Raw genomic sequence first — 16,334 nt, 5'->3', positions numbered from 1 at the left:
TCGGAGGGAGCGCCCGATGCGCGTTTCGGCGCCTCTGTTCAGGCTGCGTGTCACCATCACGTATCTCGCGCTTGCCATCGCATCGTCGATATTTCTGTCCCAGCTCCGCCCCCACGCCCAGTGGCACGTACTCCGCGAGGCGAGCACCAATCTGCACAATCTTTCCGACGGCCATATCGCCACTCTCGTCGCCAGCGTGTTCTTGACCGACGGTGAAGTGAACTGGTTGTGGCTTGCCTCGGTTGTCGCCCTGTTCGCCGTGGCCGAATGGGTGTCCGGGTCGAGGCGATTTCTCTGGACGTTCCTACTCGGACACATCGGCGCGACGGCGCTGGTGGCGATCGGACTGTTCGTCGGCATCCACGCGAACTGGCTCGCCGATTCCCTCGCCATGGCGATCGACGTCGGAGTCAGCTATGCCGCTGCTGCGGTTGCCGGGTCGTTGATTCGATATCTCTACCGCTCATGGCGAATTGTCTGGGCGGTGGGATGGACAGCACTCGTGGCGGTCGCTGCGATCTCTGACCCGACCTTTACGGCATTCGGACACATCGCTGCGCTGGCCATCGGGTTCACGCTCGGTGCCTACTACATCCGAGCGGACTCGATAGCCAAGGACGCCAACACCTTTGACGCTGCCAGCACCGAACCACCACAGCAGGACACGGCAATGACTACGCTCATGACTCACGAGCATCGGTGATGCCGGACGCGTGTCGGAGACACACCGTCGATCACGATTGGATTACTGTCGAGCAGGACGATATCGCGAGTCGGCGCGATGAGGAGGTCAAGGTGCGAGATCTACGTGTGGTTGGTCTCGAACCCGACGGTCAGCACGTCATTTGCGCAGATCCAACCACCGGCGACAAATTCCGGCTTCCAGCCGACGACAAGCTCCGCGCGGCCTCCCGCGGCGACATCGCTCGACTAGGACAGATTGAGATCCAAATGGACAGTGTGCTCAGGCCCAGGGAGATCCAGGCTCGTATCCGCGGCGGGGCCACCGTCGAACAGGTTGCAAACGAATCGGGAATGGCATTGAGCCGGGTCGAGGTCTTCGCCCATCCGGTACTTCTCGAACGGTCCCAGGCATCCAGCATGGCGCAAGCCGGCCACCCTCTCCGTCACGACGGGCCTGCCGTCCAGACCTTGGCCGAGATCGTCGCGCTTGCGTTCCGCGCTCGCGGCCACCATCTCGGCGAAGCAACGTGGGACGCGTGGCGCGACGAGGACAACAAGTGGGTAGCTCAGCTGAAGTGGCAGGCGGGCCGAACGACCAACAAGGCGCATTGGCAGTACCTTCCCGACGGCCACGGTGGCACCATCACCGCACTCGACGATGCGGCAGCGGAGCTGATCGACCCGGACTTCGGGCGGCAGCTGCGAGGACTGGCTCCGGTGCGATCGCTCGCAATCGAAGAAGAGACATCCGAGGAATCCTTCGACGAGTACTACGGCACCACCGCGGACAGTGAGATCGAGACCGCCGCACCAGAGAACCCCGCGCCGGAGATCGCTCTACCGGAGAGCACTCCACCAGAGGTCGCCGAGCCCCCGGTGCCCGCTGTAGCCGAGACGAAGCGGCACGAGCCTCCTACGCCGAAGAAGGACAAGAAGGGCAAGCCCGCAATGCCTTCGTGGGAGGACGTTCTGCTGGGTGTCCGCAGTAGCGGACACAATTGATCATGATGGGCTGACGTTCGATCGGGAAGGGTGCCAGGAGTGGGGGCCAAAGCATCGACTGTCTGGTACATAGATACCCCTGACCCGATCGCAGTCTTGAGATCCTCTACAACTTCGGACTGGGATACGGCGTCAGCGCTGGCCGGGCGCCTGTTCCCCGATCGCGTCGCCGTACCGAGCCAACTTTCCCCGGTGTCGGCCGTGGCCGGGGTCGGCCCCGACGAGATCTACATCGGGGCGTATCCGGGCGTTACCGTGGTCTGTTCGGCCGATTTGGCCGTCGCCACTCCGTCGACTTTGCCCGAGCCCTGGATTCACCCTTTGGCGGCCGAGCGCACGTATCTCGTGATGACGGACCCGGAGACGGCGTGGGGTGCTTTCGCATATTGGGAACGCGGCACCCTGCGACGTTCGTTCAGCGCGACTCCGATCTACATCTACGAGGACTCCGGTCTGCCGTTGGTGTGGGAACGACGCTTCTGGGCCGGCGAGCACCCGTTGGTCTATCCGTCCGGCGTCATGCCGGACCCACTCTCGCTTCCGTTCCACCCACAGGAATTTGCCGAAGCAGCCAACTCCGAATGGCTCGGCTACCGCTATACCGGCGCGCCACGCGGCGACGAGTTCGATCCGATCTCGTTGCAGGTATGTGGCTTCACCATGTACGCGCCCGGTCAGGAACCCCGACAGGTCGAACAGACCCCACCCGACCAGGCCCCACCCGAGCCGATGCCGGATCGCTCGATCATGCGGTGGTTGAAACGGAAATCCCCAGAACCACGAAGCTGAGAACGGCACCGACACAGGTTCCGTACACCAGCCACCGCCACAGCGGCGTGTGCCGAAAGCGCAGCACGGTCGGCGCAGCTCCACCGACGACGATCAAGTTGATCCCCACCGCCAGGAATACGTTGACGGCTGCGAGCTCGAGGCCGAACGCTGTCAGTGCGGCCCCGACGAGGACCGCTGCGAAGAGCGCGACCGGAATACCGGTATAGGCGACGTGCTCGGTCACTGCACGCGCACCCGTTCGTAGAACGCCATCGCAGCCGCGGTGGCCACATTGAGCGAGTCGGTATCGGGCGCCATCGGAATTCGTGCGCGAATGTCGGTCGCACGCATGGCATGTTCGGTCAGCCCCGGCCCCTCGGCGCCGAGTAGCAATGCGACCTTCTCCCCCGTCATCGCCTCGGCAAGCGGAATCGCCGACGGATTCGGCGTCAACGAGATGGTCTGAAAGCCGCTGTCGCGGAGTATCTTCAAGCCCCGCGGCCAGTCCGGAACGCGCGCGAACGGAACCCGAAGTACGTGTCCCATGGACACTCGTACGGCACGACGATAGAGGGGGTCGGCGCATGCCGCTCCGAAAAGTACAGCGTCCACGCCGAGGCCTGCGGCGTTACGAAACATTGCACCGAGATTCTCGTGGTCGTTGACGCCCTCGAGCACTACGACAGTCTTAGCATCGCGGACTACGTCGGCCATGTCGAGTTCCGGGGACCGACTCGCCACCGAGAGCACGCCACGGTTCAAATGAAATCCGACGACGTCGGCCATCACCTCGGCACTGGTTCGATAGAACGGAACATCCACCCGATCGAGGCGTGAACCCAGTTCTACGAGCCTGCGGTCGACGCCGAGCAGGCTTATCGTCGGGAACCGCGAGGTCAACAACCGCTTGGTCACCAAAACGCCCTCGGCAATCACCAGCCCCTTCCCGTCGGGGAGGTCCGGTCTACGGTCGGAGGAGTTGAGGTCGCGAAAGTCGTCGAGTCGCGGATCGGCAGAGTCGTCGATGTCGATTACGTTTACCACGTGACCATCTTGGCATCTGTATGGAAAGGTCGAGTGCGATGAATACCGAGGGCACGATCACTGTCAGGACGGCAACCGACGACGACTGGGATGCCGTGGCGCTTCTGGATGCGCATGCATTCGGTGAACACCAGAATGCCGAGGACCTTGCCGAGACGCAGATTCTCACCAGTTCGCGTCACGTCGTCATGGCGTGGGATGGAAGCACGCCCGTCGGGGTTGCGATGCACTTCCCCATGTCCGTGACGGTCCCGGGAGGCGCTCAGGTGGAGGCGTCGGGCGTGTCCTGGGTTTCGGTCGCACCGACGCATCGCCGCCGCGGAATCCTCCGGCGCATGTTCACCGAGCAGCATCGCAATCTCGAAGCGGCAGGTGCCCCCCTGTCGCTGCTGACGGCGAGTGAGGCCACGATCTACCGACGCTTCGGCTACGGGCCTGCCACCGAGGAACACCGGGTAGTTCTCGATCGCCGCTTCGCCCAATTCCATCCGGACGTACCCGCGGTGACCGACGTCCGGTTGGTGGAGTCCACCGAGGCGTCGACTCTGCTTCCCGAGATCTACCATCGCTGGCAGCGCAAGACGGCAGGCGCACAACCGAAGCCGCCCATCCGCTGGGAGCGCTTCTTCGCCGACCGCGAAAACGGTCGAGAAGGATTGACCGCGCTCTTCTTCATGGTTCACCCGGACGGCTACGTCGCCTACCGCCGAAACATGACCGGCGACACCAAGGTCGTCGTTCAGGAGTTCATCGCCGTCACCGACGACGCGTATGCCCAGATGTGGCAGGTGCTCGTCGGGATCGATCTCGTCGACACCATCGAGGTCAGTCAGGCCCCGGACGAGCCGTTGCCGTTCCTGCTGACGAACAATCGACTACCGAAGATCACCGGTCACCACGACGCGCTGTGGAGCCGTGTCATGAATGTCGAAGCTGCCCTCGAAGCCCGTACCTACGCCGTCGACGCGCAGTTCGTGCTCGACGTCTTCGATCCGTTCCTCGAGGCCGGCGGAACCTTCGACGTCACGATCAGTGCCGGAAAGGCCACCGTCACTCGAACCGATGCGCCCGCCGACGCGTCGATGAAGCTCGATGTGCTGAGCAGTCTGTACTTCGGCACTCACCGTGCCACTAGGTTCGCGGCCTCCAATCGCCTGTGGAGCCGGGATTCGGACGCGTTGCACACGGTGGATCTCGCGTTCTCGACCGACCGTGCGTCGGTCATGGGCTGGGGGTTCTAGACCTCACGTAGCGGCGACTCTCGTTTCGCCGCCAAGGGTCGATCCGGAGGCGCAGATTGTTGTGCTTCATCAGGTAGACGGCCGCCCCGACCCCGGAGACCAGCGACACTATCCCGCCGAACACCAGCGGTGCCCGCGGATCGAGCACGTCGGCCAGCCAGCCGAGAACCGGGCTGCCGACAGGGGTGCCTCCGAGGAAGCACAGCATGTAGATGCCCATCACACGCCCACGCATCTCCGACGGCACCGACATCTGCAAAATATTCATCGCCGAGGTGGTGAAGGTCAGAGTCAACGCTCCGGTCGGGACGAGCAGAATTGCAACGAGTGTGTAGTTCGGCATCAGTCCGACGAGTATTTCGAACACCCCGAAAGCGATGACGGCACCGATGAACAACCGCAGGCGGGGCGTGCCGGCTCGGCGGGCCGCAAGGGTCGCGCCTGCAAGGGTGCCGACTGCGAGGGTCGTCGAGAGCAGACCGTATGCGTCGGCGCCGCTACCGAAGGTGTTGCGAGCCAACACTGCCAGGCTGAGCGGAAAGTTCAATCCGAACGTCGACACCATGAACACCGTTGCCAGGAGAACGCGCAGATCGTCTCGCCCCCACACGTACCGGAAGCCTTCCCGTACCTGGCCTTTCGCGCGCGCGGCTCGTTCTACGTGGAAGAGGTCGGCAGATCGCATCGCGACGAGAGCGCCGAACACCGCCGCGAACGACGCGGCGTTGATCAGGAACACCCACCCGGTACCGATGAAAGTGATGAGCACACCCGACAGAGCCGGTCCGATGATGCGTGCCATGTTGAAGGTCATGGAGTTCAACGCAATTGCATTCGCCAGCGTCTCTTTGCCTACCATCTCGATGGTGAAGGACTGACGCACTGGCGCGTCGATGGCAGAGGAACAGCCGAGAACGAACGCGATGACGTACACGTGCCACAGTTCGACGAGATTGCCGACGTCGAGGAGACCGAGCACGAGCCCGCAGACCGCTGCGAAGGCCTGAGTGATCATCAGCAGTGTTCGTTTGTCGTACCTATCTGCGAGCACCCCGCCCCACACCGACAGCAGCAGTGTCGGTCCGAACTGCAGGGCCATCACGATGCCGACAGCGACGCCGTTGCCGCCCGACAGTGTCAGCACGAGCCAGTCCTGCGCCACCCTCTGCATCCACGTTCCGACCAGAGAAACTATCTGCCCGGACGCCCACAATCTGTAGTTGCGGGTTCGCAATGCAGCGAACATCGGGGAAGCAGAGGGCACTCCACAAATACTAACCTCAGGTAACGAACTACCTACTCGGAGTCGTTGACCAGCGCGCCGATGATGTCGACCGCATCGCGGAGAACTACGAGTTGAGTCTCGTTCAAGCCTGCCAACTGAGAGGTCATCCACGCCTCACGCGCACTGGCCTCGTCGGCGATCAGCGTGTTGCCGGACGGGGACAGCGACACGATCACCTGTCGGCCGTCGGTGGGATGCGGAGTGCGTACCACCAGTCCGAGCTCCGCCAGCGACGCGATCACGCGTGTCATCGATGGTGGCTGCACTCGTTCGCGGGCCGCCAGTGCCCCCGGCGTCATGTCGCCCTCACGGCTCAAGGTCGCAAGAGCTGACAGCTGAGTCAGCGACACTTGCGAGTCGACACGTCTCCCCCTCAGGTGGCGAGTCAATCGCACCACGGCCAGCGATAGATCGCTTGCCAACTCACGGTTGTCTTTCACGCTGTTTCCCGACGTCACAGCGCAGAGACTACGCCCTGGTGCGCGTTATGGCCTACGTAACCGCGTCAGTGATCGGTCCGACGACGAAATATAGGACGAACATCAAGGCAACGACCCAAAGCAGGGGATGAACCGCCTTCGCCTTGCCGCGCCCCACTGCGAGCACTACCCAGGTGATGAACCCGACTCCGATGCCGTTCGCGATCGAGTACGTGAACGGCATGACCACGATGGTCAGGAATGCCGGCAGCGCGAATTCGAACTTGGAGAAGTCGATTTCGCGAACCTGTCCGATCATCAAGGCACCGACGATCACCAGCGCCGGAGAGGCAGCCTCGATAGGAACGATGGCAGTGAGTGGTGTCAGGAACATCGCGGCCAGGAAGAGTAGACCGGTCACGACGTTGGCCAAACCGGTTCGCGCGCCCTCGGCGATACCGGACGCCGATTCGACGAACACCGTGTTCGACGACGCCGACGCGCCACCGCCCACGATCGCGCCGGTTCCCTCGACGACGAGCGCTTTGCCGATTCCGGGGAGCTGATCCTTGTCGTCCATCAGCTCGCCTTCCTTGCCGAGCCCGGTCATCGTCCCCATCGCGTCGAAGAAGTTCGCCAGAACGAGAGTGAACACCAGCAGGCTCGCTGCGAGGACTCCGATGCGGGTGAACGCGCCGAAAAGATCTACATCGCCGACCAAGGAAAGGTTCGGTGTCTGGATGAGCTGATCGGGCAGGATCGGAACGCTGAGATTCCAGCCTTTCGGATCCACCCCGTTCGACGGTCCGATATCGGTGAAAGCTTCGACGACGGCCGCGAGCACTGTGGTGACGACGATGCCGATCAGCAGGCCACCGCGTACCTTCCGCACCACGAGAACGCCCATCAAGAGCAGGCCGAACACGAAGATCGCCGTCGGCCACGAGGCGATGGAGCCGTCGATACCTAGGCCGACCGGGACCGAGGTACCGGCGGCGTCGGGGATGCGTCGCACGAAGCCGGCGTCGACGAGTCCGATGAACGCGATGAACGTCCCGATGCCCGCCGCGATCGCCGCTTTCAATTCGGACGGAATGGCGTTGAACACCGCAGTACGAAAGCCCGTCAGCGCGAGCAACACGATGATGATGCCGTCGATGACGACGAGCCCCATGGCCTCCGGCCACGTCACCTGTGGAGCGATGGTGACGGCGAGAAGCGTGTTGATCCCGAGTCCGGCGGCGATACCGAAGGGATAGTTGGCAACGATGCCGAACAAGATGCTCATGAACCCGGCGACGAGCGCTGTCACCGCGGCGACCTGCGCGACGGGCAGGATATTGCCGAGGACATCGGGCTTGGCCGCGGCATCGTCGGCCGAGAAGCTGCCGAGGATCAGCGGATTGAGAACGACTATGTATGCCATCGCCACGAAGGTGACGACGCCGCCGCGCACTTCCGAACTGACCGTCGATCCACGTTCGGTGATTTTGAAGTAGTTGTCCAGAATTTTGGGCGACGCCATGGGAGTAACCTACATTTCGTGGATAGTAAGCCGGAAACCCCCGCGCTGAGCGTACGGCTCACAGATCCCGCGCCCGTCATCGCGGTCGGCATTTTCGCCTGGGTTGTTGCTACCGTGGTTGTGCTCGTCAGTGGCGATAGGTGGGCGGATGCGCTGCCGACCTGCTGGACCGGCGTCGCCGTCGGTGTGGTCGGCTTCACGCTGTTCCTCATGCAGAGAGCTGCCGCTCGTCGCGGTAACAGGACCGCTCAACGCGGCCTCACGTAACCGCAGTCACGCACAGCGGTCTGACGTGCGGAAACTCACCTTTATTAGGGTTGAGTAACACAGGGTTTGCGGGGAGTATGGGTTATGTCAGTTGATTCATCCCATGAATTACCCGAAGGCCAGGTCATGAAGCTCGTCACGCAGTACCGCAATCGTCGTACCCACGCTCGCTCGCTCCGCGCCCTCTACGCACGCGCACACGCCGTCAGCAGCCCTTCGATGCGCGATGAACTCCTCGTCATCGCACAGCGAAGCGATTTCGCACGCTGAGCGCATAAATCCAGAGCAACCCCCACGCGATACCGAAGCACCATCCCGCCAGGACGTCCGTCGTCCAATGCGCGCCGAGATAGATCCGCGAGAAGCCGATCGCCAGGGATGCAACCGCTGGTATCGCGAGAACAACCGGATTTCTGAGCCATAACGCGGTCGACCGCAGCAACACCGCGGTCACCGTCGTGGCGAGGATCGCCGACATCATCGCGTGCCCCGAAGGAAACGAGTGCGTGGAGATCTCGACGAGCCTTTCCGGTATCGGTGGCCGCTCGCGCCCGAAGATCAGCTTCAACAGGCTCATCAGCCCCCAGCCACTGAGCATGGCGCCACCCACCATGACTGCTTCCGGTCGACGACCGGCCCGCAGCAGGACTGCGCATCCGGTGATCGACAAGACAAACATCGCCACTGTGTTTCCGAGCGTGGTGACGATCCAGAAGAGTGTGGTCAGCCACACAACCCGGTGCTCGACCATCCACGCCAGCACGTCACCGTCCACGGGGTCGCTCCCAACTCTGCGCGCAATGTGTTGTTCCGTCCTCGGTTACCCACCAGGCGAGGTGACGCTCCCCCTCGACTGCCCCGGTGAGTCTCACGACGAGATCGCGGTGCACGACAACCTGCCCGACCGGCAGCTCCACGCCCATTTCTGCGCATGCGAGTACTGCCCCTGGCTCGCGATCCCACGAACTCACCCGGCCGATTCCCAGCACTTCTGCGGAGATCGATTCCGACGCGGTGCGCACGTCCAGGATCGACGCCAATGACGACGCGGTATCCATGGACGACAGGATCGCGATGTCGGCGGGGACCGTGGCCACACACCATGGACGGTCGAGCACGATCGCGTCGGCAGGATCGACGAGACTGCCGGAAACAGCACGCACCCTCCTCGGCGCATCCAGCTCGTCGAGTTCCACTCGCCCCGAAGTGACAGCGTCGGCGACGAGTCGATGAGCTCGCGAAATGACCGCAGGAGTCGGCGATCGCGAAGGATCGGCCAATCTCGAGAGAATCAGGCCGGTGAACCATGCGCTGTCGCACGAACTGGGTGCCAGAGCCGCCGCCACATCGTCGGCATTCGGGTGATCGAGTGGATCGAGCAAACCGGCGAACGTGAAGTCCGAGGGCGCTCGATAGCTTCCCAGCCGCTCGCCGTCGACTCGGGCGTGCGTACGCAGCCACCACGCCGTGTACCCGTCCCGCGCCTGCACCGCCGCTCGGGTCGCCGGATCGGACATCAATTGCGTCAACGCATCCGGCCACCGCTGCTCATCGACCAAATCGAGGTCGCGCACAGCAGTGAGCACCGCCGGATCCTCCGCCAACGAAGCCCACCACGAATCCTCGTCGTCGAGGTCATGATCCGGACCGGTCGGGAGGTCGTCGGTCACGGTGCCGAATCCCCAGCCCACTCCGACCGCTCGCAATGCTGCAGGCCCGTAGTGCGCGACGACGGGATCCGCGACCAGCCCGAAAGGTGAGTCCTCCACCAACAAGCCAGCAAGCGGGGCGTCGGGCAGCAGCAATTCATCGGCGGCGCGAAGCTCACCATCGGAATCCTCGAGCGGCAAGGAACCTATCCAGGAAGGCAGCTCCCCCGCGGACGAGGCGAGCGCCAGGACCGAAGTCACGGTATCGCCGACGGCGTCGGAATCGTCCCAGTCGAGGTCCTCGAGTAGCGCTTCGAGTGCCGTGTCGGACAGCAGATCGGTTGCGGTCGCCTCCACCGCGCCCAACCTCGACAACAGTGGGCTCACCGCGTCCGGATGCACCAGCCGGGCCCAATGCACCGACCCGACGCCACTGACGCCCGCTCCGAGAACGGCAGTACGGGGACCGGTTATCGTCCGACCGTCCGACAGCGGAACCGGCAGCGCTGCAAGCTCTTCCGCGGCCACGCCGTCGGTGACCAGCGGGGTGAGCGCGTCGTACAGTCGGCCCCACCAGTGAGGTTCACGGTCTATACCCGTCAGCATCTCGGCGAGTCTGGCGAGGCCGATTCGGTGTACGTCGACCGCAGTAAGCGCGCTTGCGTGCCGCGGACCCGAGAGCGCGGCCCCGACCAGATCGGGGAATACATCGGCTAGAAGCTCACCGAGCTCGTCGGTGAGTCCCGGCAGCACCATCGCCCGCGAGGGGATCAGATTCTCACCGGTCACCGAGGGAAGCCAACGGGCAGAGACGGATTCCCGAAGGATCTGCTCACGCAAGATCCCGTCGACCTCGCTGCGCGGAAAGCCCGGTACCGGAACCAGTCGAGTTCTGAACCGGGCAGGAAAGGCAGCGATCATCTCCCCGTACCCCTCCGCGACGCGCTGCAGGTGCGCACCGGGAAGAACGCGTCGACGGTCCGGCTGCATCTGCACGTCCGCGACGACGAGCACAGGCAGTGACAACTCCTCGTCCGAACGAGTAGGTGCGCGAAGCACATCCGATGCCACCGTCGCCGGCACCCCGTCGGAGACAGGGACGAGCCATCTGGCGTGAGCGGTGCGGAACTGCCACCACTCGAGGTCGCCGACCTTCACCGACTCGAGGCCCTCCCCCTCGATAGTGCGGTCGAACCGATCCTCGCCGATCTCGATCGAGACCAGCGATTCCAATTCGAGCAACAAATCGATCGCCTCGGCGCGCATAGCGTCGAGCAGCCCGGCCACCTCGACGTCCCGCAAGATGATCTCCGACGAAAACCCTACTGCTGGAGGTTCTTCGGCAGGCCAGACAAGTCGCAACACCGGGACCCCGGCATCGGGTACTTCGAGGCCAGCATCGTGGAGGACACTTCGGGTACTGGCGCCACTGAAGCGCACTCCACCTGCCGTGGAACGAAATTCGATCTCGTCGCTGACCGAACGCACCGCAGTGAAACCCACTCCGAAGCGACCGACACCGGATGTCTTGGCCGATACCCGCAGCGCCGTCAGCGCGTGGACTCCATCTCGATCGAGTGGTGCACCGGTATTGGCAACGTGTAGATCGCGACCGGACACCCAGACCCGCATCTGTCCCGCGACTCCCGCTCGGGCTGCCGCATCGGCAGCATTCTGCGCGAGTTCGGTCAGCAGACGATCGCGATATCCCCCGCGCACCAGGTCTGCTTCGGTCGCAGCGTCTTCGCGCAACCGGGTGGGCGAATCCGTCCAGGCAGACAGAGTCGAGGCGCGCAGCGCCTCGGTGTCGTACGGATCTCTCAACTGTCCGATTGCGCGTCCTGCAGTGTCTCGGACGCATGGTCTGGCACGAACGTGTTCTCGACCTCGGGAGCCGGAGCAGTAGGCGCTTGCGCAGTGACATCGAGGGCCGCGTCGTCGAACGGATCGTAGGCAGGCGACCCGGCGCCGGTGGGCAGCTCGGTATCGGAATGTGCACCGCAGCCGTACTGGACGTGCACTACATGGCCGTCGGCCGCATACTCGTTGCCGCAGACGCCGAACGCCGCCGACAAAGATCCAGCGAGCGGGAGATAGAACCCGCACAGCCCGCATGTCGACGGTGCGGCTTTCGCCATCTCGCTGTTCGGACCGAACTCGCCGTCGTGCCAGCGCTCGGCCGCGTCGAGACGCCCTTCACGGCTGGGAACCTGCGGACGGCCCAGGCCGAGCTCGTACGCGACGTCGTCGACCTGAGGGTCGCCAGTGGCGACGTACCCGGGGACGAGACGCGGATCGTGCGCTCGCGGTGGGAGCCGATCACCCGGCCCCAGATCACCGGGGCGGATGCGCTCGTCCCACGGCAGCCAGGTCGGCGGCACCAGGGCATCAGGGCCCGGCAGCAGGACGAGTTCGCTGATGGTGGCACTGTCCGCGTCGGCGGGGGCTGCGACGACCACGGCCCATTGCCATCCGCGATAGCCGGGTAGGTCGGCGATGAAGCGATGTGTCGCCGCGTTGTCGTCCTCGGCGGTGACACCGAGATAATCGCCGACGCCGCCTTCACCCAGGTCGATCAGAGCACGGCGCGCCAACTCGGCGGCTTCCGCTAGGACAGGACGAATCTGGTCGAGCTCTGGGAAAGATGCGAAACTCACAGGTTCATTTTGCCGCATCACTTCCGGAGTGCCCAGTTCGGGCTGCCATGATGGGGCAGATGATCGCCTCGCTTCGCCGCGTTCTCGGCGTCCTCGCGGTGCCGATTCTGCTTGTCGGGTGCTCGGCGGATCCCGAGGTCAGCGCAGATTCTTCGGCAATGAGGTCGACGGTCACCGTGGTCAGGACCCTCGAGCACGACCGTTCCGCGTTCACCCAGGGTCTGGAGATCGATGACGGGGAGCTCTACGAGGGCACCGGCCGCAAGGGTTCGTCGTACGTGCGCGTGTCGTCGTTGGACACCGGCAAAGAACTGCGGCGGGTGGATCTGCCCGCCGAATACTTCGGCGAGGGCCTGACCGTCGCGGGCGACACCGTATGGCAGATCACCTGGCAGAACGGAACCGCGTTCGCCCGAGACAAGACCACTCTGGCCGGCGCGCGCGAGGTCGGCTACGACGGCGAAGGCTGGGGTCTGTGCGCGGCAGCGGACGGTCTGGTGATGAGCGACGGGTCGTCGATGCTGACCTTCCGTGATGCGGACACGTTCGAGGCCACCGGCACCGTCGAAGTAACGCTCGACGGATCGCCGCTCGAATCGTTGAACGAACTCGAATGCGCCGAAGACGGATCGGTCTACGCCAACCTCTGGCGCACGTTCGATATTGCGAGGATCGACCCTGCCACCGGGACGGTGTCGGAGATCATCGATGCCGAACCGCTGTGGAACTCGATGTCCGAGCGCGAGCGCGACGGCGCCGACGTGCTCAACGGGATCGCCCAGATACCCGGCACCGACCGCTTTCTGGTGACGGGAAAGCTGTGGCCGAGCATGTTCGAGGTGGAGTTCACACCCGTGGAGTGAGTCGGTGTACTCACACCCTCCACTTTTAGGACAGAATTGACGACGTGACAGACCCTCGAGACTCCGACACCCCGCCGGGAGAGGACCACCCGGGGTTCGAGAACTATCCGCCGGCTCCACGCGCCGCCAGCCGCAGAACCCCGCTGCCTCCACTTCACCCGTCGACGACCCCGTCGGGTGATCGTCCGCGTGGACCGAAGCCGCCGCCCATGCCCCGCAAGTTGACCGTCACTCGCGTCGCTGCGATGCGTAGCCGCGAGCTCACCAACAAGGGCATCGCGACTTTCCATCGAGCCGCGAAAGCAGACGGTGCCGACAAATCCGGACTCACCGCGCTGACGTACGCGACGATGGCCAATTTCGCCTCCGACGCCGCCACGGCAGTCGCGCTGGCCAACACACTCTTCTTCTCCGCCGCGACCGGTGAGGACAAGACGAAGGTTGCGCTGTATCTCGTCATCACCATCGCTCCGTTCGCTTTGATAGCGCCGCTGATCGGACCGATGCTCGATCGGCTGCAGCATGGTCGACGGCTCGCACTCGCCGGTTCGTTCCTACTGCGAACCGTCCTGGCCGTCGTGCTGGTGTTCAACTTCGACAGCTGGATTCTCTATCCGGCTGCGCTCGGCATGCTGGTGTTCAGTAAATCCTTTGCAGTGCTCAAGAGCGCCGTGACCCCGCGTGTACTTCCACCCGAGATCGACCTCGTTCGTGTCAATTCTCGCCTGACAGTGTTCGGCCTGATCGGTGGAACAATTGTCGCCGGCGGCATCGCGGGCGCTATCGCCTGGCTCTCCGGATCGCCGGGCGCACTGTGGTTCGTAGCTGCCATCACCGTGCTGGGCGCCTACCTCAGCATGCGGATCCCGTCGTGGGTCGAAGTGACCGAAGGCGAAGTTCCAGCCACCTTGAGATACCACGGTGACGACGCCGAGACAGAGGTGATGCACCGCGCGAAGCCGGGGACCACACCACCGAAGAACCGCCGTCAACCGCTGGGCAAAGCCGTCATCGTCGGCCTGTGGGGCAACGGAACCGTACGCATACTCACCGGATTTCTGACGCTGTACATAGCCTTCGTCGCCAAAGCTCAGACCGAACACGAGCCGATCAAACAGGCCGCGATGCTCGGACTGGTCGGTGCATGCGCAGCAATCGGCAACTTCTCCGGCAACGCCGCAGGCGCTCGGATCAAGCTCGGCCGCCCGTCCATCATGATCATCCGATGTACGTTCGCCGTCACCGTCGTTGCCATCGTCGCGGCCGTCACCGACAGCCTGCTGACCGCTGCATTGGCCGCGCTGGTCGCCTCCTGTGCGAGTGCGCTCGCCAAGGTCTCGCTCGATGCATCTCTGCAATCCGATCTCCCACCCGAATCCATTGCGTCCGGATTCGGGCGTTCGGAGACCGTCCTTCAGCTGTGCTGGGTACTCGGCGGAACGCTGGGCGTGCTGTTGCCCACCGAGTACTGGCTCGGCTTCACGGTCGTCTCGATATTGCTTACGATCGGCCTGGTGCAGACCATCCTCACCTACCGAGGCAAGACACTGCTCCCCGGACTCGGCGGAAACCGACCCGAGCACGCCGAGCAGCGCAGTCCCGACTATTCACCCCAAGAGAACGTGAGTTAAGTGAATCTTGCACCGAAGACCAAGAAGCTACTGGCGATCGGCGCTGCCGGACTGATCGTCGTGGGCGTGGCATTCGTCGCCGTGCTCGCGCAACTCGTCTCCGACGCTCCAGCGCACCGACCGACCATCACGGCATTCGCAGACGGGAAAGCCGTCACCGTCGAGCCGTACCTGTACTGCCCCGTCGAGGCGCCACTGTGTGAGAACGATGGATCGAGCGCGAGCGTGCCGGTTCGGGAGGGCTACCCGCTGCAGCTGTCCTTGCCATCCGAGATCACCTCGGCGCCGTGGATTCTCGCCGCGGTGTACTCCGACGAAGCCGGGGCCGACGTCGTCGAAACCGACTCGCTGTACCTGCCCGATCAGAAATTGGGTCTGACCGTGCCACCCGTCGACGCCGACGGACGAGCACTGCTGGGCGTCGAAATCAGGTTGCCCTCCGGCATCATCGACACCGACACCCAGCAGGAAGAGATCATCAGCCACGCGATCTGGTCGATCGCGACGACACCGACCGGTTAGCTGTCGAGCTCGCGCGCGACGGCCCTGACCACTTCGGAGATCCTCTGGGCGGTCTTGCGATCGGGGTACTTACCCTTACGCAGTTCAGGCTGGATCGTTGCCTCGAGAAGCGTGATCATGTCCTCGACCATCCCGTGCAGCTCGTCGGGCGTGTGCTTACGCTCGACGGGCTCACGACGATTGGCGGTGTTCTGACGCAGGGTGGGAGCCGGCTCGAGAACTTTCAGGCTCAGCGCCTGAGGCCCACGGCGTCCTGCGGCCATACCGAACTCGACGCGCTGGCCTGCTTTGAGGCCTTCGACACCCGCTGGCAGCGCCGACGAGCGGACGTAGACGTCCTCTCCTTCTTCTTGCGAGAGGAAGCCGAATCCCTTGTCGACGTCGTACCACTTCACCTTGCCGGTAGGCACTGCGCTCACCCGTCCATTTGTCTCGGTAACTAGCCTGTTTTGCACAAATTTCGCGCCCAACAGCTGTGTTGGACGCGAATGACCCAGCATAGCGCGAAGGAGTGCCCGGCAGCACGCCGGTTTGTCGGGCTACCGTTACCGACGTGGCTGATCAAACACCCCGAAACGGCACGACCCTCCTTCGTATCTCGCTGGCGATATTTGCGATCGGGTTGGCCGCGATAGTCGCCATCTTCGCGGTACCCGCGCTTTCCGGCGACGACCCCCCGCTGTGGCTTTATCTGACCGCAATGATCTTCTCGCCCCTGGGCTTCGTGCTGGCGATAGTGTTTGCCTTGCTGTCCGGCCGACGGGCGAGATAAAC

At 63.8% G+C, this 16,334-nt stretch carries 19 protein-coding genes; 10 read left to right on the top strand and 9 right to left on the bottom strand.

What is annotated here, in order from left to right:
- Positions 1-16 precede the first annotated feature (16 nt).
- The 3 genes from BJD99_RS13980 to BJD99_RS13970 all read left to right on the top strand — a co-directional run bounded on the left by BJD99_RS13980 (position 17) and on the right by BJD99_RS13970 (position 2,475).
- Positions 17-703: a rhomboid-like protein gene (locus BJD99_RS13980; RefSeq protein WP_084347572.1), complete on the top strand. Its 687-nt coding sequence runs from the start codon at positions 17-19 to the stop codon at positions 701-703.
- Between the two features lie 92 nt (positions 704-795).
- Positions 796-1,686, top strand: a complete 891-nt coding sequence (gene sepH / locus BJD99_RS13975; RefSeq protein WP_084348048.1) for a septation protein SepH — start codon at positions 796-798, stop codon at positions 1,684-1,686.
- A gap of 30 nt (positions 1,687-1,716) precedes the next feature.
- Entirely contained in the window at positions 1,717-2,475 is a 759-nt protein-coding gene (locus tag BJD99_RS13970; RefSeq protein ID WP_373270544.1) for a hypothetical protein, read from the top strand.
- Here the strand turns inward: BJD99_RS13970 and BJD99_RS13965 are convergent.
- Positions 2,432-2,701, bottom strand: coding sequence for a DUF2537 domain-containing protein (locus BJD99_RS13965; RefSeq protein ID WP_084347568.1), 270 nt, complete (start codon positions 2,699-2,701; stop codon positions 2,432-2,434). The two genes, BJD99_RS13970 and BJD99_RS13965, sit on opposite strands and share 44 nt — an antisense overlap.
- On the bottom strand, positions 2,698-3,501 hold the full coding sequence (locus BJD99_RS13960) for an RNA methyltransferase (RefSeq protein ID WP_084347566.1): 804 nt from the start codon (positions 3,499-3,501) through the stop codon (positions 2,698-2,700). The genes BJD99_RS13965 and BJD99_RS13960 overlap by 4 nt, the downstream gene beginning before the upstream one ends.
- A gap of 38 nt (positions 3,502-3,539) precedes the next feature.
- Between BJD99_RS13960 and BJD99_RS13955 the strand changes: the two genes are divergently transcribed.
- The gene (locus BJD99_RS13955) at positions 3,540-4,742 is read left to right on the top strand and encodes a GNAT family N-acetyltransferase (RefSeq protein ID WP_084348047.1); all 1,203 of its coding nucleotides are present in this window, start codon (positions 3,540-3,542) and stop codon (positions 4,740-4,742) included.
- Here BJD99_RS13955 and BJD99_RS13950 read toward each other — a convergent pair.
- Genes BJD99_RS13950 through BJD99_RS13940 form a run of 3 tightly spaced genes read right to left on the bottom strand, consistent with a single transcriptional unit; the run spans position 4,723 to position 7,971 of the window.
- Positions 4,723-5,988, bottom strand: a complete 1,266-nt coding sequence (locus tag BJD99_RS13950; RefSeq protein WP_143542187.1) for an MFS transporter — start codon at positions 5,986-5,988, stop codon at positions 4,723-4,725. The genes BJD99_RS13955 and BJD99_RS13950 overlap by 20 nt on opposite strands.
- A 50-nt stretch (positions 5,989-6,038) precedes the next feature.
- On the bottom strand, positions 6,039-6,467 hold the full coding sequence (locus tag BJD99_RS13945) for a MarR family winged helix-turn-helix transcriptional regulator (RefSeq protein WP_084347562.1): 429 nt from the start codon (positions 6,465-6,467) through the stop codon (positions 6,039-6,041).
- Between the two features lie 52 nt (positions 6,468-6,519).
- Positions 6,520-7,971, bottom strand: coding sequence for an NCS2 family permease (locus tag BJD99_RS13940; RefSeq protein ID WP_084347561.1), 1,452 nt, complete (start codon positions 7,969-7,971; stop codon positions 6,520-6,522).
- Between the two features lie 18 nt (positions 7,972-7,989).
- Between BJD99_RS13940 and BJD99_RS13935 the strand changes: the two genes are divergently transcribed.
- Positions 7,990-8,238, top strand: coding sequence for a DUF2530 domain-containing protein (locus BJD99_RS13935; RefSeq protein WP_084347559.1), 249 nt, complete (start codon positions 7,990-7,992; stop codon positions 8,236-8,238).
- Between the two features lie 84 nt (positions 8,239-8,322).
- Positions 8,323-8,508, top strand: coding sequence for a hypothetical protein (locus BJD99_RS20795; RefSeq protein WP_143542169.1), 186 nt, complete (start codon positions 8,323-8,325; stop codon positions 8,506-8,508).
- On the opposite strand, the gene BJD99_RS13930 is transcribed toward BJD99_RS20795, so the two are convergent.
- From BJD99_RS13930 to BJD99_RS13920, 3 genes are read right to left on the bottom strand one after another with little or no spacing between them, the layout of a single operon-like run.
- Positions 8,477-9,013, bottom strand: a complete 537-nt coding sequence (locus BJD99_RS13930; protein ID WP_084347557.1) for a phosphatase PAP2 family protein — start codon at positions 9,011-9,013, stop codon at positions 8,477-8,479. The genes BJD99_RS20795 and BJD99_RS13930 overlap by 32 nt on opposite strands.
- On the bottom strand, positions 9,003-11,711 hold the full coding sequence (locus tag BJD99_RS13925; RefSeq protein WP_084347555.1) for a sacsin N-terminal ATP-binding-like domain-containing protein: 2,709 nt from the start codon (positions 11,709-11,711) through the stop codon (positions 9,003-9,005). The genes BJD99_RS13930 and BJD99_RS13925 overlap by 11 nt, the downstream gene beginning before the upstream one ends.
- Entirely contained in the window at positions 11,708-12,562 is an 855-nt protein-coding gene (locus BJD99_RS13920; RefSeq protein ID WP_084347553.1) for a DUF3027 domain-containing protein, read from the bottom strand. Before BJD99_RS13920 ends, BJD99_RS13925 begins: the two co-directional genes overlap by 4 nt.
- A gap of 32 nt (positions 12,563-12,594) precedes the next feature.
- Between BJD99_RS13920 and BJD99_RS13915 the strand changes: the two genes are divergently transcribed.
- Genes BJD99_RS13915 through BJD99_RS13905 form a run of 3 tightly spaced genes read left to right on the top strand, consistent with a single transcriptional unit; the run spans position 12,595 to position 15,560 of the window.
- Positions 12,595-13,407 carry a glutaminyl-peptide cyclotransferase gene (locus BJD99_RS13915; RefSeq protein ID WP_084348046.1) on the top strand — a complete coding sequence of 271 codons (813 nt, stop codon included), beginning with the start codon at positions 12,595-12,597 and terminating at the stop codon, positions 13,405-13,407.
- Between the two features lie 44 nt (positions 13,408-13,451).
- Positions 13,452-15,038: an MFS transporter gene (locus BJD99_RS13910; RefSeq protein WP_179142341.1), complete on the top strand. Its 1,587-nt coding sequence runs from the start codon at positions 13,452-13,454 to the stop codon at positions 15,036-15,038.
- Positions 15,039-15,560: a DUF2771 family protein gene (locus tag BJD99_RS13905; protein WP_084347551.1), complete on the top strand. Its 522-nt coding sequence runs from the start codon at positions 15,039-15,041 to the stop codon at positions 15,558-15,560. It abuts the gene before it with no gap.
- Here BJD99_RS13905 and BJD99_RS13900 read toward each other — a convergent pair.
- The gene (locus BJD99_RS13900; protein ID WP_179142357.1) at positions 15,557-15,970 is read right to left on the bottom strand and encodes a cold-shock protein; all 414 of its coding nucleotides are present in this window, start codon (positions 15,968-15,970) and stop codon (positions 15,557-15,559) included. The genes BJD99_RS13905 and BJD99_RS13900 overlap by 4 nt on opposite strands.
- Before the next feature lie 143 nt (positions 15,971-16,113).
- On the opposite strand from BJD99_RS13900, the gene BJD99_RS13895 reads away from it, so the two are divergent.
- On the top strand, positions 16,114-16,332 hold the full coding sequence (locus BJD99_RS13895; RefSeq protein WP_084347547.1) for a hypothetical protein: 219 nt from the start codon (positions 16,114-16,116) through the stop codon (positions 16,330-16,332).
- Positions 16,333-16,334 lie beyond the last annotated feature (2 nt).

Source organism: Rhodococcus sp. 1163 (assembly GCF_002091985.1).
GTDB lineage: Bacteria > Actinomycetota > Actinomycetes > Mycobacteriales > Mycobacteriaceae > Rhodococcoides.
The sequence above is the reverse complement of the archived record's forward strand: the minus strand, read 5'-3'. Positions and strand labels throughout refer to the sequence as shown.

Excerpts from the sequence above, each read along its gene's own strand:
- BJD99_RS13980 (WP_084347572.1), top strand. The coding sequence starts at position 17 with ATGCGCGTTTCGGCGCCTCTGTTCAGGCTGCGTGTCACCATCACGTAT.
- BJD99_RS13955 (WP_084348047.1), top strand. The coding sequence starts at position 3,540 with ATGAATACCGAGGGCACGATCACTGTCAGGACGGCAACCGACGACGAC.
- BJD99_RS13950 (WP_143542187.1), bottom strand. The coding sequence starts at position 5,988 with ATGTTCGCTGCATTGCGAACCCGCAACTACAGATTGTGGGCGTCCGGG.
- BJD99_RS13940 (WP_084347561.1), bottom strand. The coding sequence starts at position 7,971 with ATGGCGTCGCCCAAAATTCTGGACAACTACTTCAAAATCACCGAACGT.
- BJD99_RS20795 (WP_143542169.1), top strand. The coding sequence starts at position 8,323 with ATGTCAGTTGATTCATCCCATGAATTACCCGAAGGCCAGGTCATGAAG.
- BJD99_RS13920 (WP_084347553.1), bottom strand. The coding sequence starts at position 12,562 with ATGCGGCAAAATGAACCTGTGAGTTTCGCATCTTTCCCAGAGCTCGAC.
- BJD99_RS13915 (WP_084348046.1), top strand. The coding sequence starts at position 12,595 with ATGGGGCAGATGATCGCCTCGCTTCGCCGCGTTCTCGGCGTCCTCGCG.